We start from the raw sequence: 23,436 nt of genomic DNA on the forward strand, positions 1-23,436 counted from the left end.
TGTATTGATATAATACAGCAATATACTAATTTTGTCTGAAATAATTTAAAAATCAACAAAATGGATTTAATGGGAATGATGGGTAAACTTAAAGAAACCCAACAAAAAATTGAAGATACAAAAAAGCGTTTGGATACTGTTTTAATTGACGAACAAAGCGCTGACGGATTATTGAAAGTGACATTAACTGCTAATAGAAAAGTTACATCAATCTCTATTGACGACTCTTTATTAGAAGACAAAGAACAATTGGAAGATTACTTAATTGTAACTTTAAATAAAGCTATTGAAAAAGCAACAAACGTAAACGAAAGAGAATTGGATGCCGTTGCCAAAATGGATATGCCAATGATTCCGGGGATGGATAACTTATTTAAGTAGAAAGTTAAATTGTTTCAGGTTTCAAGTTTCAGGTTATTTCGTAACGTAAAACTTGAAACCTGAAACTTGAAACCTGAAACAAAATTAAAATTTTTGAAGCGTTTCAATCACATAAGTATGCATTACTTCTTTATAATCTAAATGCGTTACAATTCGGAGTTTGTTATGTCCAAGTGCACTGATTAAAATATTTTTTTGTTTTAACTTTTCTATTAAAAGCTGATCGCTGTAACCTTCAGCCAATGAAAAAATCAAAATATTAGTTTCTACAGGCTCAATTGCTGCAATCCAGGACTTCGTACTTAAAACCGCTGCAATCTCTTTGGCTCTCCGATGATCTTCAGCCAATCTTTCAATATTATGTGCCAAAGCATATAGTCCTGCTGCTGCTAAATAACCAACCTGACGCATCCCACCACCAAGTATCTTTCTGATTCTCAACGCTCTGCGAATATCAGCTTTACTTCCTAATAATATAGATCCTATTGGAGCACCTAATCCTTTTGACAAACAAACCGAAATAGTATCGAAAATAGCTCCAAATTCTTTTGGGTTTTGTCTTTTAGCAACTAAGGCATTCCAAATTCGCGCACCGTCTAAATGGAATTTCAAATTATTAGCGTCACAAACCTTTTTTATTTCTCTTAAATCTTCTAACTCATAACAAGCTCCACCTCCCTTATTGGTTGTGTTTTCTACACAAACCAAACTAGTTAACGGGCTATGATAAAATTCAGGATCATTAATGGCTGCTGCCACCTGAGTTGCGTTTATCATTCCTCTGTCTCCATCTAACAAACAACAAGAAACACCACTATTAAAGGAAACTCCTCCTCCTTCATAATGATAAACATGTGCATATTTATCAGCAATCAACTGTTCTCCAGGCTGTGTGTGTAATTTAATTGCGGTTTGATTTGCCATAGTTCCAGAAGGAAAAAACAGTCCCGCTTCCATACCAAAAAATTCAGCTACTCTGGCCTCTAATTCGATAACTGTTGGATCTTGTTTGTATACATCATCCCCAACCTGGGCATTGAACATATACTGCAACATTTCGTGGGTAGGCTTTGTTATGGTATCGCTAATTAAATTTATTTCCATATTCTAAAAACTATATCTTATTTTTGTGCAACAAAATTACGTATTACTGTTTGTTAATCTCGGCAAGTTTTAGTAAATTTTAACTAGCAAATTACCATACAACCAAATTAACGTAATATTTATAAAAAACATATAAAACTACTATTAATTTATGACAACTACCGAACAAATAAAAGGTATTGTGGAGCGCCTTGGTGCGTTGAGGAGGTATCTTTGACGTTGATGCCAAACTAATTGAAATTGCCAACGAAGAAGAGAAAACCTTTGCTCCCGACTTTTGGAACAATGCAAAAGAAGCCGAAGTCATTGTAAAAAACCTTCGAAACAAAAAAAAATGGATCGAAGATTATAATAAAGCCATCGAACTTACTGACGAGCTTCAACTTGCTTATGATTTTTATAAGGAAGGAGAACTTTCTGCGGAAGAGTTAGATGAACATTATAAGACAACGCAAGATCATATTGAAAACATCGAGTTTAAAAACATGCTTTCTGACGAAGGTGACAGTTTAAGCGCCGTTGTTCAAATTACTGCCGGAGCCGGTGGAACCGAAAGTTGTGACTGGGCCGGAATGTTAATGCGTATGTACATGATGTGGGGCGAAAGTTATGGTTACAAAATAAAAGAACTAAACTTTCAGGAAGGCGAGGTTGCCGGTATTAAAACCGTAACTTTAGAGTTTGAAGGAGATTATTCTTTTGGTTACTTAAAAGGAGAAAACGGAGTACATCGTTTAGTCCGAATTTCACCTTTTGACAGTAATGCGAAACGCCATACTTCGTTTGTGTCGGTTTATGTTTATCCGCTTGTTGATGATAGTATCGAAATTGACATCAACCCTGCTGATATCGAAATTACAACTTCCCGCTCTAGTGGTGCCGGAGGACAAAACGTAAATAAGGTAGAAACTAAAGTACAATTGGTACACAAACCTACCGGAATTCAGATTCAATGTTCTGAAACACGTTCTCAGCAAGATAACAGACAGCGTGCCATGCAAATGTTACGCTCTCAATTGTATGAAATCGAGTTGAAGAAACAACAAGCGCAACGTGCTGATATCGAAGCCGGAAAAATGAAAATTGAATGGGGTTCGCAAATACGTAATTATGTTATGCAACCTTATAAATTAGTTAAAGATGTTCGTACCGGTTATGAAACCAGCGATGTTGATGGCGTAATGAACGGAAATATTGACCCATTCTTAAAAGCATTTTTAATGATGATGGGACAAAAAGAAGAGGAATAATTAGCAGTATTCAGTCTCAGTTTTTAGTAACAGTGACTAAAACCTGAAACTTGAAACCTGAAACTAAAAGATAAGTTATGATAAAATGGGCAGATGTAATTCATTTTACAAATAAGGGAAATCCGACTCCTGAGAAAAGAGTAGAAAAAACGGAAGACGAATGGAAACAGATCTTAACTCCTGAAGAATATCAGGTAACACGCTTAAGAGGTACTGAAAGATCTTTCAGTTCTGAACTTTGCAGTTTATTTGATCCTGGAATCTACGAATGTAAATGCTGTGGTACTTTACTTTTTGATGCTTCTGAAAAATTCGAATCAGGAACTGGATGGCCTTCCTTTACGCAACCGATCAAAGAAAATGCTGTTGCCTATCATGCTGACAAATCATACGGAATGATTCGTGTTGAAGTTGTTTGTAATGTATGCGATTCACATTTGGGACATATTTTCCCAGATGGACCACAACCAAGCGGATTACGATATTGTATTAATGCCATTTCTTTATCAAAAGTTACAAAATAATAATTTCAAGAAAAGCGATTCCTTTAAAAGAATCGCTTTCTTATTTATGATAAGAAAACAATTAACAAAAAAAGTGTAAGTCGCTACTTATCAATACAATAATAAAATTTATTTTAAGAAATAATGCTTTTTTCAAGCCATTCCAATTGAAAAAGTCAATTATACCACATCCTCAGCAAATTAGAGTACTTTCAATAAATTAATAGCTAAACTGTTAATTTTGTAATATTTAAACTATTATTTTAAAAATATACTAAAAAACTTAAAAATTTTATTAGGTAATTAAATTCTAATTGATTTTATTTGGCAAAAAATAACCCCAAGTCAATTAAATTTATTCAATGAAATCCTATTCAATTCAAGAAATCAATGAAGTTATAAATGGCGTAATATACGGCACTACTTCGCAAAGCGTAACAGCAACAGAGCAATTAGAAAAAGCCACTACTTCAGAAATTTCATTTATAGGAAACAAAAAATATGAAAAATACTGGTCGGCTTCAAATGCATCTATTGCAGTTGTTAACGAAGATATTTCAATAGAACCTGGAGAAAATCGTGCTTTCATTAAAGTAAAAAATGCTGATTTGGCAATGTCTCAAATTTTAGCTCTTTTTGCTCCTCCTACTCCTATTTTCCATAGCAATATTCACAAAACCGCAACGGTCGATGAAACCGCAATTATTGGCGAAGGAGCCAGAATTGGAGCTGGATGCTATATCGGTCCAAAGGTAGAAATAGGTGCTAACGCAACTATTTATCCAAATGTGACTATTTTAGACGAATGCACAATCGGAAAAAATACAATTATTTGGTCAGGAACAGTTGTTCGTGAGCGTTGTCATATAGGAAGTGATTGTATTATCCATCCAAATGCAACTATTGGTGCAGATGGTTTCGGATTTCGTCCTTGCAAAGAAAAAGGTTTAGTGAAAATTCCACAAATTGGAAATGTAATTATTGGAAACGGAGTTGAAATTGGCGCAAACACTTGTGTTGACAGAGGCAAATTCAGTTCTACCATTCTGGGAGACGGATGCAAAATTGACAATTTAGTTCAAATTGGACATAATAGTAAATTAGGTAAATTTTGTATTATGGCCGGAAACAGCGGTCTTGCAGGTTCCGTAACTTTAGGTAATGGTGTTATAATTGGCGGAAGTGCTTCTATAAAAGATCATACTACTATTGGCGATGGGGCTATTGTTGGGGCTGGATCCGGAGTAACCGGAGATGTTTCTGCCGGAAAAACAATGTTGGGTTATCCAGCAGTTGAAGCTCGTGACGCCTTAAAACAATGGGCAATCTTAAAAAGAATGGTTTGCGATTCTAAAAAATAATCAAAAAACATACATTATAAAAAACCAGAAGCTATCTTCTGGTTTTTCTTTTTATAAGTCATTACGAAATCAAAATATTAGTTTTAAAGATAATTTGAATATTAAGTTTATTTTCAATTGATTTTGTAAATTAGCCAACAGTATTTTGTAAAAACATCAATATCTTATGGATTTAAACTTCAATAAAAACGAAGATCACAATAAACTCTTACTTTCTGAATTAAAACAAAAATTTGCCAAAGTCAAATTAGGCGGTGGCGAAAAACGTATTCAAAAACTGCATGCCGAAGGTAAAATGACAGCGCGCGAGCGTATTGATTATTTATTAGACGAAAATTCTAAAAGTATAGAAATAGGCGGTTTCGTTGGCGAAGGAATGTATGCCGAGCATGGTGGATGTCCTTCTGGAGGTGTTGTGATAAAAATAGGTTACATAAGAGGAAAACAATGTATTGTTGTCGCTAATGATGCTACTGTAAAAGCGGGTGCATGGTTCCCTATCACAGGAAAGAAAAACCTGCGTGCACAAGAAATCGCTATGGAAAACAGATTACCAATTATCTATTTAGTAGATAGTGCAGGTGTCTATTTGCCCTTACAAGATGAAATTTTTCCTGACAAAGAACATTTCGGAAGAATCTTTAGAAATAATGCCCAAATGAGTAGCATGGGAATTACGCAAATTGCAGCTGTTATGGGAAGTTGTGTTGCCGGAGGAGCCTATTTACCAATTATGAGCGATGAAGCTTTAATTGTAGATAAAACAGGAAGTATTTTCCTTGCCGGAAGTTATTTGGTAAAAGCGGCAATTGGCGAAACTATAGACAATGAAACTCTAGGCGGAGCCACAACGCATTGCGAAATTTCCGGAGTTACAGATTATAAAGCTAAAGATGATAAAGATGCTCTAGACAAAATAAAAAATATAGTCGATAAAATTGGTGACTTTGATAAAGCTGGCTATAGCCGAATCAAAGCAGAAAAACCTGCTTTAGAACCTAAGGATATTTACGGAATCCTGCCAAAAGCAAGAAACGAACAGTACGATATGATGGAAATCATCAACCGTTTGGTTGATAATTCAGAGTTTGAACCTTATAAAGATGGTTACGGCCAAACCATTATTACAGGATATGCCAGAATTGATGGCTGGGCAGTTGGAATCGTTGCCAATCAAAGAAAAGTAGTAAAAACTAAAAAAGGCGAAATGCAATTTGGTGGTGTTATCTATTCTGACAGTGCCGATAAAGCTACTCGTTTTATTGCAAACTGTAATCAAAAGAAAATTCCTTTAGTTTTTTTACAAGATGTCACAGGATTTATGGTGGGATCAAAATCTGAACATGGCGGAATCATCAAAGATGGTGCTAAAATGGTAAATGCCGTGAGTAATTCTGTAGTACCAAAATTTACTGTTATAGTTGGCAACTCGTATGGTGCAGGAAATTATGCGATGTGCGGAAAAGCTTATGATCCAAGACTAATTTTTGCTTGGCCAAGTGCAGAACTTGCCGTTATGGGAGGAACTCAGGCAGCAAAGGTATTAGCTCAAATTGAAGCATCATCGCTTAAAGCAAAAGGAGAAATCATAGATGAGGACAAGGAAACTGAGCTATTTAACAAAATAAAGGCCCGTTATGATGAACAAACTTCACCTTATTATGCCGCTTCAAGATTATGGACAGATGCCATTATTGATCCACTTGATACGCGTACCTGGATTTCTATTGGTATTGAAGCCGCCAATCACGCCCCAATTAAGAAAGCATTTAATTTAGGCGTTATTCAGGTTTAATTTCATTTCACGAATCCTCAAAATAAGTTAAATAAAAAGTAAAAAACTTATTTCCAGCTACTTAAAAATAATTATATCACTAAAAATTAGTAACTTAGTATATTATTTTAAATCACGTAGTATCATGGAAAATGTAAAAAGTTTGAATAAATGGGCAAATTCGCACACTTATTTACCAGTCGATTTAGTACGTATTGTATTGGGTGTTTTTTTATTTATGAAAGGAGTTTCATTTGTAACCAATGCTCAATATTTACATGATTTAATTTCTCCCATTGATCAATATGGAGGCGGAATGTTTCTTTTGCATTATATCGCTCCAGCCCACATGATTGGAGGAATAATGATTGTTTTTGGGCTACTCACCCGCTGGGCGATTGCTGCCCAATTACCTATCCTTTTTGGTGCGGTCCTTGTAAATTTTATGGGACGTATGCATTCTGAAAGTTTGATCTTAGCAATAGTTATACTATTACTTTGTATCTTCTTCTTATTTTATGGAGGCGGAAAACACTCGGCTGATTATTATTTCAAAATGCAGCAATAATACACATTTTATCCTCAACTTATCTCAATAAATGTTGAGGATAAAATAATAAAGCTGTTTTTAAGAAGTAATTAGCATTTTAAAATTTCTTTAATTGTGTTTTATGAACTAAATTCGCAAACATGAATTGGATTCGTAAAACTGTTATTTTTGTATCACTTTTGATCTTTGCCTTTTTTGCATCGCAAGAAAGCAATGTGGCTATGCAAAAAATCGATATTCAAAAAACGGATACCAATTTTTCTAAAGATTACGCTGATTCGCTGGCTTTTATACAACCACAGGCAAGTTATCAGTTTGCTACAAATATTAAGACAGACCATCCTACTATCATTAAGTGGTTTGATTCTTTACTAGTTGTTATTCCACAACATCAGGTAACTGCGACAACATCAAACTTTACAAATCAATTCTCCACTCAGAGTAAGAAAGTCCTGTTATTACTCTACCCTTTCCATTTTTTCTGGTAGATAAATACATGAAAATTTAGCTAGAAGATTTTATTTCTTCAAAAAGAATCGAACGGTTTTCTTTCTGAAAACAGTTTGCTATTTCATATTATTTATCAAATTCAAAAACATGGAAACAAGTGTAACCATTATTGGTATTGTGATTGCAATCATAGTAGCCATTCCAATATATTTTTCTGCACGAACGAGTGCTGCAAACAAATCAAAAATTTTAAATATTAAAAAGAAATTCAATCCGAATCATCCGGAAGATTTTGATTTAACCGAGTCTCAGAGCAATAAAACGCTGACTATAGACCAAAAGCATAGAAAATTCATTTTAATGAATTTTAATCCAAATCAGCAAGAGTCAACCTTTGTTGATCTAAAATCAGTTTCATCCTGCAAACTAATTTTAACCACTGATGGAAATTCAGATACTATTCTCAAAATTGATTTTGAATTTCAGGAAAGAGAAACTTCTAAAAAAATTACAATTCCATTCTATGATTTTGACGACGATCGCATCAAACAAATTAGCGCGTATCAAGATCATATGTTTGCAAAAAAATGGCTTAAAATCATTCAGGATTCTATTTAGTGTTAGTTATTTAATTCAGGGAAGAGGCTCATTTTGAGTCTCTTTTTTTTATGCCTTCAAGTATGACATTTATCATTTTATATGCAGGTATGAAGAAGTAATTTTGATAATCCAAAATACTTTTTTATGAAAATTTCACTGATTCAGAAGTACAATGTTCCAGGCCCAAGATACACTAGCTATCCAACAGTTCCTTATTGGAATGAAGCCGAATTTTCAGAACAAAAATGGAAAGGATCCTTTCAAAAAGCCTTCTCAGAAAGCAATTCTCAAAACGGAATCAGTTTATATATTCATCTCCCTTTTTGCGAAAGTATGTGTACCTTTTGCGGTTGTAATAAAAGAATAACCAAAAATCATTCTGTCGAAGAAGACTATATCAAAGCTCTTTTAAAAGAATGGAGTTTATACTGCAAATTATTACCTGAAAAGCCTTTTATAAAAGAAATCCATTTAGGTGGCGGAACTCCAACATTTTTTTCAAAAAATAACCTGGAACATCTTATCAATGGCATTTTTACTTTCGCCAATAAAGCAGATAAACATGAATTTAGTTTTGAAGGGCATCCTAACAACACTACCTACGAACAACTTCAAAAGTTATATGATTTAGGCTTTCGCCGAGTAAGTTTTGGCGTTCAGGATTACGCCGAAAAAGTGCAGAAAGCGATTCATAGAATTCAACCTTTTCATAACGTGGCAAAAGTAACTTTTTGGGCTAAAGAAATTGGTTATAGCTCTATCGGTCATGATATAATATTTGGCCTTCCCTTTCAAACTATCGAGGATGTTGTCGATACCGTTGAAAAAACTAATTCTTTAAAACCAGACCGACTAGCCTTTTACAGCTATGCACACGTGCCCTGGATTAAAGGAAATGGACAACGAGGATTTAATGAAGAGAACCTTCCAAAAGATGCTGAAAAAAGAAAGCTATACGAAGTAGGGAAAAAATTACTCTCTAAAAACGGTTATCACGAAATTGGAATGGATCATTTTGCCTTAGAATCTGATAGTTTATACAAAGCATCCGAAAATAAAGGTCTACATAGAAACTTCATGGGGTATAGTGCTTCAAAAACGCAATTGATGATTGGATTAGGAGTTTCTTCTATTAGCGACAGCTGGTATAGTTTTGCACAAAACACTAAGAATTTAGAAGATTATTACCAATTATTGGAGTGGGATAAATTGCCTATTGTAAAGGGTCATATTCTAAATAATGAAGATTTGATTATCCGTAAACACATTCTAAACTTAACTTGTGAATTTGAAACTTCATGGACAAAAGAAAGTCTTTACTTTAACGATCTTGGAAATGTAATTTCTGATTTAAGAGAACTAGAAAAAGACAACTTAATTGTAATTGACGAAAACAAAATTACCATAACTGAAGCCGGAAAACCATTTGTTAGAAATATTTGTATGGCTTTTGATTTACATCTAAAAAGAAAATCACCGGAAACGAATTTGTTTTCAATGACCGTTTAATGGCAACTAGGAGTTCCCTGAACAAACAAACTCATACTAGAAGGAGAAACGTAAGGAATTCCTAAACCTAAGCCTCTAAGGATAAATAAAACTCCAATAATAACGGCAACATACGGAATAGCTTTTTGAATTTTATTTCGAAAGGGTAGTTTTATTAAAGAATGAATGTAAACTACAATGGTCATTAATGGCATAGTTCCTAATCCGAACAATAACATATACAAAATACCAAAACCAGCACTCTGCATAGCGATTGCTCCAAATAAAGCAACGTAAACCATTCCGCACGGCAAAAACCCATTTAATAATCCAATTGTAAAAAGAGATTTATAGCTCTTGTTTTTGAATTGATTTCCTAAACTTGATTTAATTTTTGAAATGATTTTATAAACAGGTTTTGAAAAATTATATCGCGAAAAAACTTTCTCAGGAATCAGTACCATTATTATCATCCCTACACCAATAAAAATGGACATCTTTTGTTGCAGTCCAGCCAGAAAAAAACCTCTTCCTAACAGCCCGAAAATCAATCCTATTGTCGCATAAGCAGTTAATCGACCCAAGTGGTAAGTCACAATTTGAGTGACTTTTTTAGCTTCATTCTGATGGTCTACAGGCAACATCATAGCAATTGGACCGCACATCCCGATACAATGCAAACTACTGATTAAACCTAATATAAATGCAGAATATAACATATGTACTTAATTTACGTAAATAACCTCTTTAGTTAAATACTTTGTTCCGTTATATTGCCACTCCATATTGACATCCCAACGACCTTTGACCAGTTTATCTTTTGGAATTAGCAAAGCTGAATTGGATAACATAATTTGAGTATTGAAATCAAACTTTTTATTTGAAGGACGATATAACAAAATATTTCCTTTTATTTTATCACTCTCAAAATTGGCGGGAAAAGCAACTTTTACCCCTTCCTCACTATACACAATTGAAGGCTTCTGCTGCAAATCATGTGCATTTTGAATGCGTGCCATTTCTTCCTGAAAATGCGAATCGTGTTTGTAATATTCTTCAACGACTAAATCATTGTCATATTTACTATTAGATTGTACCTCGAAAACAAAGTATAATATAAAAGTCATAAATAATGCAAAAGCAATTACAATTCCTGTTCCCCAATTTATTTTCATGGTGGTATTATTTTTAATTAAAACTTCGTGGGCCTAAGAAGTTTGTTGTGGTTGTTTCGAGCAATTCCTTGCCATTGTAAACACCTATTTTAACTTTTGTTTTATCACTTTCCAAAAGCACTTCATTAATTTCTATAAATAAAGTTCCTTGAGAAATACCTTCTTTTTGAATTTTAAAATGTTCTTTTCCAACATTTTTAATTTCACCTTTCTGATCAATCAATTCAAAGTGAATGTCATTATAATCCCTCATTGTTTTGTTTACAATTTTATAAGTATAAACATTACTTATCTTATCACCCTTGTGTTGAAATAATTGACCTGGTAAACGAAGAATGATAGCTTCAACATTGGTTCGTAAAAATAACATTCCAACAAAAACACTTAATAATATGAATAAAACAGCTGTATAACCTTTCATTCTGGCTGTGAATTTGAAAGGTTCTTTCTTGGCTATTTCATCTTCAGAAGCATAACGAATAAGACCTTTAGGCAAACCTACTGTTTCCATTATGGTATCGCATTCGTCAATACAAGCGGTACAATTGGTGCACTCTAATTGCGTTCCGTTTCTAATGTCAATTCCCATTGGACAGACATGAACACATTGATGGCAATCAATACAATCTCCTTTTCCTGTTATGGCTCTGTCTTCTTTTTTATTATACTTGGCACGTCCTTCTTCCTTTTCTCCGCGGACAAAATCGTAAGCGACATTAATAGATTTATTATCTAAAAGTACGCCTTGCAATCTACCATATGGGCAAGCGATTATACAAACCTGTTCCCTAAACCAAACAAAAACAAAATAGAAAACACTGGTAAAAATCAGAAGTGCTATAAAATTACTAGATTGCTTAATTGGTCCCTCTTCGATCATTAAAAATAATGTATCACTACCGACTAAATAAGCTAAAAAGATATTAGCTATACCAAAAGAAATTATAAAAAAGATTGTCCATTTAATAAGTCTTTTTCGGATTTTCTCCGCATTCCATTCCTGGCGTGCTAAACGGGATTGTGCACCACGGTCGCCATCAATCCAATATTCAATTCTGCGGAAAACCATTTCCAAAAAAATAGTCTGGGGACAAATCCAACCGCAAAATATTCGGCCAAAGACAACCGTAAACAAAATCACAAAAACAACACCGACGAGCATCGATATTACAAAAAGATAAAAGTCCTGTGGCCAAAAAGGGAACCCAAAAATATTAAAACGACGTTCCAAAACATTGAACATCATGAATTGGTTACCATTTACTTTTATAAACGGATTTGCAATTAAAATGGCCAATAAAACATAACTGACAATTTTTCGATAATCATAGAATCTACCAGACGGTTTTTTAGGAAAAATAAATTTTCGATTACCACCTTCATCAATAGTTCCAATGGTATCTCTAAAAGCTTCGTCTGGTAAATTTGACATGATTCTTATTTTTTAACTTCTGTACTATCTGTTGTTTTAATTGTGGTATCTTTTTTAGGAGTACTTTCATCCACCCAAATTTCTCCTTCGGGAGCTTTTGGATCTTTAGGGTTACTTCCCTGCAAAGACAAAATGTAACTTGCCACTTTTTGAATTTCCTTTGGTTTCATACCATTAGTTTTCCAGGAAACCATTCCTTTACCATCACGTCCACCATTTGTTATAGTGTGAAAAATTTCTTTAATTCCACCTCCTAAAATCCAATGAGCATCTGTTAAGTTTGGACCAATTTGTCCTCCACCATCAGCTCTGTGACAAGCAGCGCAATTAGTTGTGAAAATTTCTTTACCAGCTTCTAAGCTTTCCTTATCCGTTAATAAAACAACCGTTTTTTCATCCATTAAATCCGGAGCCGTTTTTAGATACTCTTCAACATCAATTTTTGCTTGTGCCATTTCTTTTTTAAGCTCCATTTCCTGATTATCTGCTCCAAAAATTTCGAAGCGTGCAAGATAAACAACACTGAAAATTATAGTGATATAAAATAAATATACCCACCATGGCGGTAAATTGTTATCTAACTCTTTAATTCCGTCATAATCATGATGCAATAACAATTCTCCTTCTTTTTCAATAGGTTGCGTTTTCGTAAGCTTTTGCATTAAGTCTTTAAACCAAGTGCTTTCCTGTAAACTCAGACTATTTTCATAATCCAATTTTGCTTTTTCTTCAGGTGTCAACAATTGATACATGACACGATTAACAGCATTCAAAGTAATTTCGATAGCAATCAAAATAAATAGAAAAACAAACAAAAAAACAGATACCATCGGATACTTTATAAAAGCTGGTTTATCTCCAGAATCTATACAATATTCCATCAAAGCAAAACCAATGAAAAAAAACAATGGTACTCTTACATATGCCGGGAAAAACTTTTTCATCTTATTTATCTTTTGAAATTACACCAAGTCCTTCATTTAAAGGAATTTCACTCATTTCTTTAATTTTATCCTTTTGATAGGAGAATACCCAAAAGCCTAATCCCACAAAAAAGAAAAAGAAAATTAAGAGAGACAGAATCGGGTAAATTTCTATACCCGATATATTCTCCATATTGTGTTTTATCTGTTCAAACATGATTTTATTTTTTAGCCGTTTCTTTTACTTTAATATCTGTTCCAAGTCTTTGTATATAAGCAATAAGAGCAACAATTTCTCTTTCATTCATTGGAACAAACTTCTCCCCTTTCGCAGCTGCCTTGTTCTTACTGTCCTGGTAACTTTTTACAAAATCAGGATCGTTTTCTAAACTCTTCTCAATTAATAAAGCCTGCTTTCTCAATGTTTTTTGAGCATTGGCAACTTCATCTGCCGTATAAGGAACACCAAGTGAAACCATAGCCTGCATTTTCTTTTGGGTCAATGATACATCCATTGCTTGGTTATCGAATAACCATTTATAACCTGGCATAATTGAACCTGCAGAAGTACTTTGTGGATTCCAAAAATGATTAAAATGCCAGTTATCATTGTATTTGCCACCAACTCTTAGTAAATCAGGCCCCGTACGTTTTGATCCCCATAGGAATGGGTGATCATATACAAATTCCCCTGCTTTTGACTGTGGTCCATAACGCTCAACTTCACTCCTAAACGGGCGAACTGATTGAGAATGACATCCTACACAACCTTCTCTAATGTATAAATCACGTCCTTCAAGTTCCAAAGGAGAATAGGGTTTTACACTTGAAATAGTTGGAATATTAGACTTTACCATAATTGTTGGCACAATTTGAATTACACCACCAATTAAAATAGCTACTGTAGCAAGAATAGTTAACTGAATTGGCTTTCTTTCTAACCAGGTATGGAATTTTTCGCCATTAAGTCTATTACTGCTTATCCTCTGTAAAGCTGGAGCTTGAGCTAATTCGTCTTCAATAGTTTGACCTGCTTTGACTGTCATTATAATATTGTAAACCAATGTCAACATTCCAACCAGATATAAAGTCCCTCCTATTGCTCTCATCCAATACAAAGGCATGATCGCTGTCACTGTTTCAAGGAAATTTCCATAAGTTAAGGTTCCATCCGGATTAAATTGTTTCCACATTGAAGCTTGTTGAAAACCTGCCACGTACATTGGTAACGCATATAAAATGATTCCTAAAGTTCCAATCCAGAAGTGAAAATTGGCTAATTTCTTTGAGAATAGAGTACTTTTTGTCATTCGGGGAATCAACCAGTAAATAATACCAAAAGACATAAATCCATTCCAAGCTAATGCTCCCACGTGTACGTGTGCAATAATCCAGTCTGTATAATGCGCTATAGCATTTACATTCTTAAAAGAAAGCATTGGACCTTCAAAAGTCGCCATCCCATAACCGGTAATCGCCACAACAAAGAATTTTAAAACCGGTTCTTCCCTAACTTTATCCCAGGCACCTCTCAATGTTAAAAGTCCGTTTATCATACCTCCCCAGGATGGAGCAATAAGCATTATTGAGAATACAACACCTAAATTCTGAGCCCAGTTTGGCAGAGCTGAATATAATAAGTGGTGAGGACCAGCCCAGATATAAATAAATATCAGAGACCAAAAGTGAATAATAGATAGTCTATAAGAATAGATAGGGCGATTAGCAACTTTAGGAATAAAATAATACATCAATCCTAAAAATGGAGTGGTTAAGAAAAATGCAACTGCATTATGACCGTACCACCATTGTACCAAAGCATCCTGAACACCAGCGTAAACTGAATAACTTTTTAAAGCAGAAACGGGTAATTCAATATTGTTAAAAATATGCAGAACTGCTACCGTAACGAAAGTCGCTAAATAAAACCAAATTGCAACATATAAATGCCTTTCTCGTCTTTTCAACATTGTACCAATCATATTGATACCCATTACTACCCAAATTAAGGCAATGGCAATATCGATTGGCCATTCTAATTCAGCATACTCTTTTGAAGAAGTATATCCTAATGGTAATGTTATTGCTGCAGCCACTATAATTAGTTGCCAACCCCAAAAATGCAAGTTGCTCAGAAAATCACTAAACATTCTGGCCTTCAACAATCGCTGAAGGGAGTAATACAAACCTGCAAAAAAAGCATTACCCACAAAGGCAAAAATAACAGCATTTGTATGTAACGGTCTTAATCGTCCGTAACTCAGCCATGAAATCCCATCAGTCATGTTGGGAAAAAGGTACATAACCGCCAGGGTCAGTCCCACTAACATACCTACTACTCCAAAAAGAATAGTGGCGTAAATGAATTTTTTTACAATTTTGTTGTCGTAATAAAACTGTTCCATTTCCATAATTATACTTGTTTTTCTTCGATTGGTGAATTATTATTCTGAGGGGTAATTTTGGTTTCATCGTCAAAAAGCATTCTGACTGAAGGCGTATAATCATCATCGTACTGTCCAGATTTGACAGCGATAATAAAAGCTATGAAGAAGCCGATTGCTACGAAAATACTAACTGAAATTAATAGATAAATTACACTCATACCTTAAATTTATGTTAACAAAATTAGTAGGTTGCAGGCATTTAAAATATGATAATTATCATAGTCAAAGACTTAAGTTAAATTTAATAAAAATTTATCTACAATTATTTATAATCATTTTAAATTATTATTACTGAAATAGTTAGACATTAAAGTCACAAAACTTACAATAGTGATTGTACTTAGTGGCATAATGATAGCCGCGACCAATGGCAGCAAATTACCAGTTACCGCGAAGGACAAGCCAATCACATTATATAAAAGTGATAAAACAAAACTCATTTTGATGATCAATATAGATTTCTGAGATAATTTTAAAAAATAATCTAATCGCGAAAATTCATTCGCATCTAATATTGCATCACAGGCAGGAGAAAAAACATTGACATTTTCAGAAATAGATATCCCAACATTACTTTGCGCCAATGCACCGGCATCATTTAAACCATCGCCAACCATCATAACATTCTGACCTTTTTCCTGTAAGTTTTTAATAAATTCAAGTTTCTGCTCAGGCTTCTGACTAAAGATGAGCTCAGTACCTTTTGGCAAGATTGCTTCGAGATTACTTCTTTCGCCATCATTATCACCAGAAAGTACTTTTAATTGATATTTTTTACTAAGGGTTAAAAATAACGTTGCAAGGCCATCTCTATATTGGTTTTGAAAATTAAACTGCCCATAATATTCAGTATCAATTTTTATGTGGAGCGCCGTTTTTTCTATTTCACCAGCTTCTAAATCTGAAATACCAATAAATGCTGCTGAACCAATTTGAATCGTTTTATTCTCAATTAAAGCTAAAATTCCTTTTCCTGTTATCTCTTCAAAGTTGTCCACTTTAAGTCGTCTTGAATCTGGTAAAAAGTCATATAACATTCGGCTTAATGGGTGATTGGAAGCACGAAGTACATTTTTTATAAATATATAATTCTCATCGGAAATAGGATTTCCTTCATAAACAATGTTCGATTTTTTATTTGTTGTAATTGTCCCTGTTTTATCAAAAACTATAGTATCAACTTTTGCCAATTGTTCAATAACTAAAGCATTTTTAAGATACATTTTTTGCCTGCCCATAATTCTCAAAATATTCCCGAAAGTAAACGGCGCTGTTAGTGCAAGAGCACATGGACAGGCAACTATTAATACTGCTGTAAAAACATTAAAAGCTGTATTGGCATCAATAAAAATCCAGTAACCAAATCCAGCAAAAGCAATTAATAGTAATATTGGAGTAAAATATCGGCTAATTTTATCGGTAATTGTTTTGTGTTTCTGCTCAACATTTTTTTGAAAAATTTCATTACTCCACAACTGTGTCAAATAACTTTGTGAAACAGAATGCAGTACTTCCATTTCTACCACTTTCCCTATCTGTTTTCCTCCAGCGAATACTTTATCTCCCGATTTTTTAGTTATAGGAACTGCTTCTCCGGTGACAAAACTATAATCAATCTCTGCTTTTTCAGTAATTAGAATACCGTCAACCGGAATCAATTCCTGATTTCTAATCAATAACCTATCCCCTTTTATAACATCATAAATTGCTACACTTTCTTCTGAAGCGTCCGTATTGATTTTAGTAACTGCAATAGGAAAATACGATTTAAAATCTCTTTCGAAGCTTAAGAAACTATAGGTTTTAATTTGAAACATTTTCCCTAGCAACATAAAGAAAACCAAACCTGTTAAGCTATCAAAAAATCCTGATCCATAATTCATTGCAATATCAAAAGTACTTCGGATAAACATTACTATGATTCCTAATGCAATTGGAATATCAATATTCAACATTCGGGATCTAATACTCTTGTAAGCCGAAACATAATAACCACTAGCGGAATACAAAAAACTTGGTAAAGCTAATAGAAAGATTAAAATTCTAAAAAAAGGCTTGTAGTTGTCCAGCCAAAATTCCTTGATTTCAAAATATTCAGGGAATGACAATAACATTATATTTCCAAAACAAAAAAAGGCAACTCCCAATTTATACGTTAAACTTCTGTCTACATTATTTTTGCCTGTTTCGTAGTTCTCTAAACTTATGTAGGGTTCATATCCGATGGAACTTAACAGATATGCGATAGATTTCAGTGAAACCACGTCAGAATTAAAGGTTATTCTAACTCTTTTTTCCGGAAAATTAACTTGTGAAATACTGATACCTTTTTGGATTCTGTTTAAATTTTCCAGAATCCAAATACAAGAACTGCAGTGAATGTGCGGGATATTTAAAGAAACTATGGCAGTATTCTCTTCCTGAAATTCTAAGACTTTTGAAAGAATGGCTTCATTCTCTAAAAAATCATACTTACCCTGAATGTCTTGAGGAGTGGCGCCAGGAGATTTTTCAAAATCATAATAACACGTCAAATCATGAAGACTGAAAATTTCGTAAACCGTTTTACATCCATTACAGCAAAACTTTTTTTCGTCAAAATTGATTTCTTCATTTTTGGCAATGGTCAACCCACAATGAAAACAACCTTGGTCACTCATAATTTGTTTTTTTTAACTTATGCAAAGTTTATAAATTGAAAAAGACTATAAATATGACATTTATCACGTTTTAATAAATTATGATTCTAATTTAAGAAATAAAAAAAGGCAAATAGCACTCGTACATTATTTCTTATATTTTTTATGTAATTATTGTGCCTTAACACGCGAATAATGGTTAATTTTGCTTAAAATTTTTGTCATGAATAAATGTGACCAGTGTATTGTACGCCAACTAACTTCTTTGCAAGCCTTAAATAAAGAAGAAGTTATAAAATTAGCCAATAGCAAAACAACTTATAAAATAAAGAAGGGCGAGGCTATTTTTGAAGAGGGTGACGTAACCAATGGCGTTTTTTGTGTTAAAGATGGCGTTGGCAAACTTTCTAAACTAAGCGCAAACGGAAAAGACCAGATTGTGAAACTGGTTAAATCCGGAGAGCTTTTAGGACAGCGCTCTATGATCAGTAACGAACCTGCCAATTTAACAGCAAAAGCTGTAGCCGATATGGAAGTTTGCTTTATTCCGAAATCTGAGATTATTGGCTTTTTTAATACCAACAATCAATTTTCAATGAAATTGATGCAGACCGTTTGTGAAGATTTGAAAGAATCTGAAAATGATAAGATTGCATTAGTTCAAAAAACAGTAAAACAACGCTTAGCAGAGACTTTACTTTACTTACATGACTTTTTTGGAGAAAACGAAGATAAAACGCTAAAGGTACAATTAACCAGAGAAGAATTAGCCGGAATGATAGGAACTGCAACTGAAAGCTGCATACGTTTATTATCTGACTTTAATAAATTAGGGCTGATTGAATTAACTGGTAAAAAGATTCTACTTAAGGATTTAAAAGCGTTAAAAAAAATAGCGGATTAGTTATAGTTTTTTAGCCTCGTTCCAAAAAACATCCATTTCTGCTAAAGTCATATCTGCTAAAGGTTTTCCTAATTCACCCGCTTTACTTTCTAAGTACTGAAAACGTTTAATGAATTTTTTATTGGTACGTTCTAAAGCATCTTCCGGATTTACATTTAAAAATCGGGCATAATTGATCATGGAGAACAAAACATCTCCAAATTCGGCTTCAATTTTATCCTGATCACCAGCTTTCACTTCTTCTTGTAACTCTTCCAGCTCTTCCTGTACTTTATCCCAAACCTGATGTGGTTCTTCCCAGTCAAAACCAACACCTTTTACTTTATCCTGTATTCTGCTTGCTTTAACCAGTGCAGGCAAACTTCTTGGAACCCCTTCTAAAACTGATTTTTTACCTTCCTTCAGTTTTAATTTCTCCCAATTTTGCTTTACTTCTTCTTCATCTTTAACCACGGTATCGCTATAAATATGAGGATGACGGTGAATCAATTTATCACAGATTTCATTACAAACATCAGCAATATCAAAGTCATTGGTTTCAGAACCGATTTTAGCATAAAAAACAATATGTAGTAATAAATCACCTAATTCTTTCTTGACTTCATTTAGATCATTGTCTAAAATAGCATCTCCTAATTCGTAAGTTTCTTCAATCGTAAGATGCCTTAAAGTTTGCAAAGTTTGTTTTTTATCCCAGGGACACTGCTCACGAAGTTCATCCATGATAATTAATAATCTTTCGAAGGCTTTTAGTTGAAGTTCTCTGCTCATTTTTGAAGTTTTTTTTGGTTGAAACCGAATGATGTAAAAGTAAAAAATCCTGTCAAGAAAACATCTTAACAGGATTAATATATTTGAATGTAAAAAATTACTATTCTTCTTTTTTAGCTTTTGCTTTTTTAGCAGCCGGAGCTTTTTTTGGTTTTTCTTCTGCTACTGGAGCTTCTTCCGCAGTTTCAGCTGGAGCTGGCGCTAAATCAGTAACTAAACCTTTAGCCTGAAGTGTATTGTACCAGTTTAATACTTTTTTAATATCTGAAGGATAAACTCTTTCTTCATCGTATTCCGGCAAAATTTCTTTAAAGTAAGCTATTAATTTTGAATTGTCCTCTTTGTGAGAAATAGCCTGACCTTTATTTTCTTTAACAGCAATATTTTGCATTACTTCTGTTAAAGGTTTTTCGCCTTCATATGTATAAATTGAAATCTCCGACAATAAACTTACATTACTTTTTAAGTTTACAGTGATTTTTTTTCCGTCTGTTAATGATTCTGCCACAAAACCTGTACGAGTTTGTACTTTCAATACATATAAACCTGGTTTACCAGAAATGGCTAAAATTTTATCTAAATTCATGTTTATTAAAATTAGTATTAAGAATTTCTTTTTATATTTTATTACGTTCTAATGTTCTTGAGAACAATTATCTTCCTTTTTTAGCTGCAGCAAATTTCATTCGGTACTCCTGAAAAGTTTTACCTTCAGTAATGTTTTTCAATTTCTTTTGAATCAAACGCTTTTTCAATGAGGATATTTTATCTGTAAACAAAACACCTTCAATATGATCGTACTCGTGTTGAATAACTCTTGCGATCAAACCATCAAAAACCTCTGTTTTCATTACAAAATCTTCTTCGCAATATTCAATTGTAACAGTAGGTTTTCTGTAAACATCTTCACGAACATCAGGAATACTTAGACATCCTTCGTTAAAACTCCACTCTTCACCTTCTTCTTTAACAATTTTAGCATTGATAAAAGTTTTTTTGAAACCTTTTAAATCTTTCTGTTCATCAGACGGTAAATCGTCATCATCACTAAAAGGAGTCGTATCAATAACAAACAAACGAATCGCCATACCTACCTGTGGCGCAGCAAGCCCAACGCCATAAGCATTGTACATCGTTTCATACATGTTTGCTATTGTTTCTTTTAAGTTTGGATAATCAGGCGTAATCGCCTCACCCACTTTTCTTAAAACAGGATCACCATATCCTACAATTGGTAAAATCATTTGTATTAATTTATGTATTATCTACTGAAAAAACCTGAATTTAGTTCTCCTAATTCAGCTGGCAAAAATAGTAAAAAATAGTCAACGAATAATTCTAAACAATATATTAAATCGTATTTTTTGCCTGTCTGTTAAAATCTCAGCTATAATTATGCCAAATTAATTCGTACAATTCTTACCTTTGTTAGTAAACCTCACTATATGTTTGATCGCATCTCGAAATTCACGAACAGTACCTCTTTTTTAAACGCCTCAAAAGTAACCATTGCTTCTGTAGTTCCTGTGCTGATTTTAAACTTTTTAGGTCATTTTGAAATTGGTTTTACAATTGCACTTGGTGCTTTTTATACCTACCCTAGTGATATTCCAAGTTCGTTAAGTCATAAAATAAAAGGTTTAATTGTTGCTTCATTAATTGTTTCAGGTGTCAATTTATTAATCAATCTTGCTTATCCTTATCCCTTTATATTTTATCCCTTTCTCGGATTCTTACTGTTTTTGTGTTCTATGATTTCTGTATATGGGCAACGCGCCACATTGGTATCGTTTTCTGCTTTGTTATCCATTTCTTTATCATTTGGTCATTTACATACAGGTTGGGAAGCTTTTGAATATTCTGGCTTTATTTTTATTGGCGGAATTTTATACTTGATTGTATCGCTTGTATTTCATTTTATACAACCTTATAAATATGTTGAGTTACAAATAGCTGAAGGCATAAAGCTAACTGCAAAATACCTGAAATTGAGAGGTGATTTATGGAATCCTGAAGCCAATCGCCAAACCATTATCGAAAAGCAATTAGCAGTTCAGGTTGAATTGAATTTGATTCATGAAGATTTAAGAAAAATGCTGATTGGCAACCAAAATACATCAGCGGCTACAGCCCAAAACCGAAAAATGTTATTGGTTTTTATTACTTTGGTTGAGATTCAGGAACTCGCTCTATACACATCTTTTGATCATAGCAAACTTCATGAGAAATTTGACAAACATCCTGAAGTACTCCGAACCTATCAAAACGTGGCTTACAAACTGGCTTCAACTTTAAAGAAACTTTCTAAAAACGTACATCATATTGCCGTTTATGTAGATAAGAATGATTTGAAAAATGAGTTGGATGCGCTGGAATTTGCCATTTTTGACTATGAAAAAAAGTTAGGAAAAGACGAAGCTTCAGAAGGCGTTTTGATGTTGACCAATATGCTGAAATATGCTAAAAATCAGGTTGGAAAAATCAAAATTATACAGCGTGCTTTTTCATTGGCAATGCAATCCTTCAAATTGAAAGACAAAGATAAAGAGCTTGAAAAATTCCTTACTCCACAATATTATCCGTTACGTACTTTGATTGAAAATTTAAGTTTTTCTTCTTCTATTTTCAGACATTCTCTGCGTTTGACCATTACCATTTTAATTGGTTTTCTTATTGGAAAAATTCTTCCGTTTCAAAACGTTTATTGGATTTTACTAACCATAGTCGTAATCATGCGCCCTGGATATGGACTTACAAAAGAACGTTCTTATAATAGGATTTTCGGAACTATTTTAGGAGGATTATTCGCTTTCGGAATTGTATCTGTTGTTCAAAACCATGTTGCATTGAGTATTTTCTCGATTGTTTGTATGTTGCTTGGAATCTCGTTTACACAAATCAATTACAAAATCAGCGCGACTTTTGTAACTATGTATGTGGTTTTTATTTACGGAATTTTGACACCAGATGTTGTAGAGGTTATTCAGTTTAGAATTTTAGATTCGCTTGCAGGAGCTATTTTAGCATTTTTAGCCAATCAATTTTTATGGCCGGCCTGGGAATTTATCAATACACCAATACATATTGAAAATGCTGTTCGTGCCAACAGAAATTATCTAAAAGAAATCGCAGATTACTATAATAAAAAAGGAGAAATTCCGACTTCGTATAGGCTTGCACGAAAAAATGCTTTTGTTGAAATTGGCAATTTGATGACTTCTTTTCAGCGAATGATGCAGGAGCCTAAATCGAAACAAAAAACGTTGCCATTAGTCAATAAATTGGTCGTATTAAATCATTCGATACTTTCTGCTTTGGCTTCATTATCAACCTATATTCAATCGCATCAAACAACATCAGCATCAGATTCATTCAACTATATTATAAAAACTATTTTATCAAATTTAGATCAGTCCATATCAATTTTAAAGAATGAGACTGTAATAAAAGATACTTTTTTTGACAAAGAAGATGTTACACTGCAATTTGAAGAGTTAAAACGCAAAAACTTTACCCGTCTGGCCACAGATGAAGATCTGGACAAAGAAACACGTCAGGCTAAAATGCAAGAAGCCCAAATGGTTATTGAACAATTGATCTGGATGAGTAATCTAGCCGAAAAGATTCTAAAAATTACAAAAGACCTAAAAGCAACAAATCCAGATTAATTCATCTGGATTTGTT

General features: G+C 33.5%; 23 protein-coding genes. 11 read left to right on the forward strand and 12 right to left on the reverse strand.

The genetic code is table 11. The annotated features are described in order from the left end of the window. Positions 1 to 60: 60 nt before the first annotated feature. Positions 61 to 381 (forward strand): YbaB/EbfC family nucleoid-associated protein, encoded by a 321-nt coding sequence (locus BUA98_RS08970; RefSeq protein ID WP_026982166.1) that lies wholly within the window; start codon positions 61 to 63, stop codon positions 379 to 381. Positions 382 to 465: 84 nt separating this feature from the next. On the opposite strand, the gene BUA98_RS08975 is transcribed toward BUA98_RS08970, so the two are convergent. Then, positions 466 to 1,485 carry a threonine aldolase family protein gene (locus tag BUA98_RS08975; RefSeq protein ID WP_072971246.1) on the reverse strand — a complete coding sequence of 340 codons (1,020 nt, stop codon included), beginning with the start codon at positions 1,483 to 1,485 and terminating at the stop codon, positions 466 to 468. A 151-nt stretch (positions 1,486 to 1,636) separates the two neighbouring features. Here BUA98_RS08975 and prfB point away from each other — a divergent pair. From prfB to hemN, 8 genes are all read left to right on the forward strand, one after another. Then, a protein-coding gene (prfB, locus tag BUA98_RS08980; RefSeq protein ID WP_139256999.1) for a peptide chain release factor 2 occupies positions 1,637 to 2,735 on the forward strand; the annotation gives its coding sequence in 2 pieces (ribosomal slippage) (positions 1,637 to 1,699 and positions 1,701 to 2,735; 1,098 coding nt in all). Positions 2,736 to 2,812: 77 nt separating this feature from the next. Beyond that, positions 2,813 to 3,259 (forward strand): peptide-methionine (R)-S-oxide reductase MsrB, encoded by a 447-nt coding sequence (msrB, locus tag BUA98_RS08985; RefSeq protein WP_072971247.1) that lies wholly within the window; start codon positions 2,813 to 2,815, stop codon positions 3,257 to 3,259. A gap of 341 nt (positions 3,260 to 3,600) precedes the next feature. Next, positions 3,601 to 4,599 (forward strand): UDP-3-O-(3-hydroxymyristoyl)glucosamine N-acyltransferase, encoded by a 999-nt coding sequence (gene lpxD / locus BUA98_RS08990; protein ID WP_072971248.1) that lies wholly within the window; start codon positions 3,601 to 3,603, stop codon positions 4,597 to 4,599. 166 nt (positions 4,600 to 4,765) lie between these two features. Continuing rightward, the gene (locus tag BUA98_RS08995) at positions 4,766 to 6,394 is read left to right on the forward strand and encodes an acyl-CoA carboxylase subunit beta (RefSeq protein WP_072971249.1); all 1,629 of its coding nucleotides are present in this window, start codon (positions 4,766 to 4,768) and stop codon (positions 6,392 to 6,394) included. Positions 6,395 to 6,518: 124 nt separating this feature from the next. After that, positions 6,519 to 6,941: a DoxX family protein gene (locus BUA98_RS09000; RefSeq protein ID WP_072971250.1), complete on the forward strand. Its 423-nt coding sequence runs from the start codon at positions 6,519 to 6,521 to the stop codon at positions 6,939 to 6,941. A 122-nt stretch (positions 6,942 to 7,063) separates the two neighbouring features. Then, positions 7,064 to 7,411, forward strand: coding sequence for a hypothetical protein (locus BUA98_RS09005; protein ID WP_072971251.1), 348 nt, complete (start codon positions 7,064 to 7,066; stop codon positions 7,409 to 7,411). A gap of 109 nt (positions 7,412 to 7,520) precedes the next feature. Then, complete coding sequence (locus tag BUA98_RS09010) at positions 7,521 to 7,991, forward strand: hypothetical protein (protein WP_072971252.1); 471 nt, start codon at positions 7,521 to 7,523, stop codon at positions 7,989 to 7,991. A gap of 126 nt (positions 7,992 to 8,117) precedes the next feature. Beyond that, a complete protein-coding gene (gene hemN / locus BUA98_RS09015) occupies positions 8,118 to 9,482 on the forward strand; it encodes an oxygen-independent coproporphyrinogen III oxidase (protein WP_072971253.1) in 1,365 nt (454 codons plus the stop codon). Here the strand turns inward: hemN and BUA98_RS09020 are convergent. The 8 genes from BUA98_RS09020 to BUA98_RS09055 form a co-directional block, all read right to left on the reverse strand. Continuing rightward, complete coding sequence (locus tag BUA98_RS09020; RefSeq protein WP_072971254.1) at positions 9,479 to 10,180, reverse strand: sulfite exporter TauE/SafE family protein; 702 nt, start codon at positions 10,178 to 10,180, stop codon at positions 9,479 to 9,481. The two genes, hemN and BUA98_RS09020, sit on opposite strands and share 4 nt — an antisense overlap. A gap of 6 nt (positions 10,181 to 10,186) precedes the next feature. Continuing rightward, positions 10,187 to 10,636: a FixH family protein gene (locus tag BUA98_RS09025; RefSeq protein WP_072971255.1), complete on the reverse strand. Its 450-nt coding sequence runs from the start codon at positions 10,634 to 10,636 to the stop codon at positions 10,187 to 10,189. Positions 10,637 to 10,649: 13 nt separating this feature from the next. After that, complete coding sequence (gene ccoG / locus BUA98_RS09030) at positions 10,650 to 12,068, reverse strand: cytochrome c oxidase accessory protein CcoG (RefSeq protein WP_072971256.1); 1,419 nt, start codon at positions 12,066 to 12,068, stop codon at positions 10,650 to 10,652. 5 nt (positions 12,069 to 12,073) lie between these two features. Beyond that, positions 12,074 to 13,012 (reverse strand): cbb3-type cytochrome c oxidase N-terminal domain-containing protein, encoded by a 939-nt coding sequence (locus BUA98_RS09035; RefSeq protein ID WP_072971257.1) that lies wholly within the window; start codon positions 13,010 to 13,012, stop codon positions 12,074 to 12,076. A gap of 1 nt (position 13,013) precedes the next feature. Beyond that, entirely contained in the window at positions 13,014 to 13,208 is a 195-nt protein-coding gene (locus BUA98_RS09040) for a cytochrome C oxidase subunit IV (protein WP_072971258.1), read from the reverse strand. A gap of 4 nt (positions 13,209 to 13,212) precedes the next feature. Further along, a complete protein-coding gene (gene ccoN / locus BUA98_RS09045; protein WP_072971259.1) occupies positions 13,213 to 15,402 on the reverse strand; it encodes a cytochrome-c oxidase, cbb3-type subunit I in 2,190 nt (729 codons plus the stop codon). A 2-nt stretch (positions 15,403 to 15,404) separates the two neighbouring features. Beyond that, the gene (ccoS, locus tag BUA98_RS09050) at positions 15,405 to 15,596 is read right to left on the reverse strand and encodes a cbb3-type cytochrome oxidase assembly protein CcoS (protein WP_072971260.1); all 192 of its coding nucleotides are present in this window, start codon (positions 15,594 to 15,596) and stop codon (positions 15,405 to 15,407) included. Between the two features lie 114 nt (positions 15,597 to 15,710). Then, positions 15,711 to 18,098, reverse strand: a complete 2,388-nt coding sequence (locus BUA98_RS09055; protein ID WP_072971261.1) for a heavy metal translocating P-type ATPase — start codon at positions 18,096 to 18,098, stop codon at positions 15,711 to 15,713. Positions 18,099 to 18,300: 202 nt separating this feature from the next. Between BUA98_RS09055 and BUA98_RS09060 the strand changes: the two genes are divergently transcribed. Further along, positions 18,301 to 18,981 carry a Crp/Fnr family transcriptional regulator gene (locus tag BUA98_RS09060; RefSeq protein ID WP_072971262.1) on the forward strand — a complete coding sequence of 227 codons (681 nt, stop codon included), beginning with the start codon at positions 18,301 to 18,303 and terminating at the stop codon, positions 18,979 to 18,981. On the opposite strand, the gene mazG is transcribed toward BUA98_RS09060, so the two are convergent. The 3 genes from mazG to def form a co-directional block, all read right to left on the reverse strand. Beyond that, positions 18,982 to 19,752: a nucleoside triphosphate pyrophosphohydrolase gene (gene mazG, locus BUA98_RS09065; protein ID WP_072971263.1), complete on the reverse strand. Its 771-nt coding sequence runs from the start codon at positions 19,750 to 19,752 to the stop codon at positions 18,982 to 18,984. It lies immediately after the preceding gene. A gap of 100 nt (positions 19,753 to 19,852) precedes the next feature. Next, positions 19,853 to 20,338 (reverse strand): DUF5606 family protein, encoded by a 486-nt coding sequence (locus BUA98_RS09070; protein WP_072971264.1) that lies wholly within the window; start codon positions 20,336 to 20,338, stop codon positions 19,853 to 19,855. Between the two features lie 67 nt (positions 20,339 to 20,405). Beyond that, a complete protein-coding gene (gene def / locus BUA98_RS09075) occupies positions 20,406 to 20,996 on the reverse strand; it encodes a peptide deformylase (RefSeq protein WP_072971265.1) in 591 nt (196 codons plus the stop codon). 201 nt (positions 20,997 to 21,197) lie between these two features. On the opposite strand from def, the gene BUA98_RS09080 reads away from it, so the two are divergent. Then, positions 21,198 to 23,420, forward strand: coding sequence for an FUSC family protein (locus BUA98_RS09080; RefSeq protein WP_072971266.1), 2,223 nt, complete (start codon positions 21,198 to 21,200; stop codon positions 23,418 to 23,420). Positions 23,421 to 23,436: the final 16 nt, after the last annotated feature.

Source organism: Flavobacterium saccharophilum, from assembly GCF_900142735.1.
In the GTDB taxonomy this organism is placed as follows: domain Bacteria; phylum Bacteroidota; class Bacteroidia; order Flavobacteriales; family Flavobacteriaceae; genus Flavobacterium; species Flavobacterium saccharophilum.

Excerpts from the sequence above, each read along its gene's own strand:
- BUA98_RS09005 (WP_072971251.1), top strand. The coding sequence starts at position 7,064 with ATGAATTGGATTCGTAAAACTGTTATTTTTGTATCACTTTTGATCTTT.
- BUA98_RS08975 (WP_072971246.1), bottom strand. The coding sequence starts at position 1,485 with ATGGAAATAAATTTAATTAGCGATACCATAACAAAGCCTACCCACGAA.
- BUA98_RS08970 (WP_026982166.1), top strand. The coding sequence starts at position 61 with ATGGATTTAATGGGAATGATGGGTAAACTTAAAGAAACCCAACAAAAA.
- ccoN (WP_072971259.1), bottom strand. The coding sequence starts at position 15,402 with ATGGAAATGGAACAGTTTTATTACGACAACAAAATTGTAAAAAAATTC.
- BUA98_RS09080 (WP_072971266.1), top strand. The coding sequence starts at position 21,198 with ATGTTTGATCGCATCTCGAAATTCACGAACAGTACCTCTTTTTTAAAC.
- BUA98_RS09055 (WP_072971261.1), bottom strand. The coding sequence starts at position 18,098 with ATGAGTGACCAAGGTTGTTTTCATTGTGGGTTGACCATTGCCAAAAAT.
- BUA98_RS09020 (WP_072971254.1), bottom strand. The coding sequence starts at position 10,180 with ATGTTATATTCTGCATTTATATTAGGTTTAATCAGTAGTTTGCATTGT.
- ccoS (WP_072971260.1), bottom strand. The coding sequence starts at position 15,596 with ATGAGTGTAATTTATCTATTAATTTCAGTTAGTATTTTCGTAGCAATC.
- BUA98_RS08995 (WP_072971249.1), top strand. The coding sequence starts at position 4,766 with ATGGATTTAAACTTCAATAAAAACGAAGATCACAATAAACTCTTACTT.
- BUA98_RS09070 (WP_072971264.1), bottom strand. The coding sequence starts at position 20,338 with ATGAATTTAGATAAAATTTTAGCCATTTCTGGTAAACCAGGTTTATAT.
- ccoG (WP_072971256.1), bottom strand. The coding sequence starts at position 12,068 with ATGTCAAATTTACCAGACGAAGCTTTTAGAGATACCATTGGAACTATT.
- msrB (WP_072971247.1), top strand. The coding sequence starts at position 2,813 with ATGATAAAATGGGCAGATGTAATTCATTTTACAAATAAGGGAAATCCG.
- BUA98_RS09000 (WP_072971250.1), top strand. The coding sequence starts at position 6,519 with ATGGAAAATGTAAAAAGTTTGAATAAATGGGCAAATTCGCACACTTAT.
- BUA98_RS09025 (WP_072971255.1), bottom strand. The coding sequence starts at position 10,636 with ATGAAAATAAATTGGGGAACAGGAATTGTAATTGCTTTTGCATTATTT.
- BUA98_RS09035 (WP_072971257.1), bottom strand. The coding sequence starts at position 13,012 with ATGAAAAAGTTTTTCCCGGCATATGTAAGAGTACCATTGTTTTTTTTC.
- BUA98_RS09010 (WP_072971252.1), top strand. The coding sequence starts at position 7,521 with ATGGAAACAAGTGTAACCATTATTGGTATTGTGATTGCAATCATAGTA.
- BUA98_RS09060 (WP_072971262.1), top strand. The coding sequence starts at position 18,301 with ATGAATAAATGTGACCAGTGTATTGTACGCCAACTAACTTCTTTGCAA.
- def (WP_072971265.1), bottom strand. The coding sequence starts at position 20,996 with ATGATTTTACCAATTGTAGGATATGGTGATCCTGTTTTAAGAAAAGTG.
- lpxD (WP_072971248.1), top strand. The coding sequence starts at position 3,601 with ATGAAATCCTATTCAATTCAAGAAATCAATGAAGTTATAAATGGCGTA.
- hemN (WP_072971253.1), top strand. The coding sequence starts at position 8,118 with ATGAAAATTTCACTGATTCAGAAGTACAATGTTCCAGGCCCAAGATAC.
- BUA98_RS09040 (WP_072971258.1), bottom strand. The coding sequence starts at position 13,208 with ATGTTTGAACAGATAAAACACAATATGGAGAATATATCGGGTATAGAA.
- mazG (WP_072971263.1), bottom strand. The coding sequence starts at position 19,752 with ATGAGCAGAGAACTTCAACTAAAAGCCTTCGAAAGATTATTAATTATC.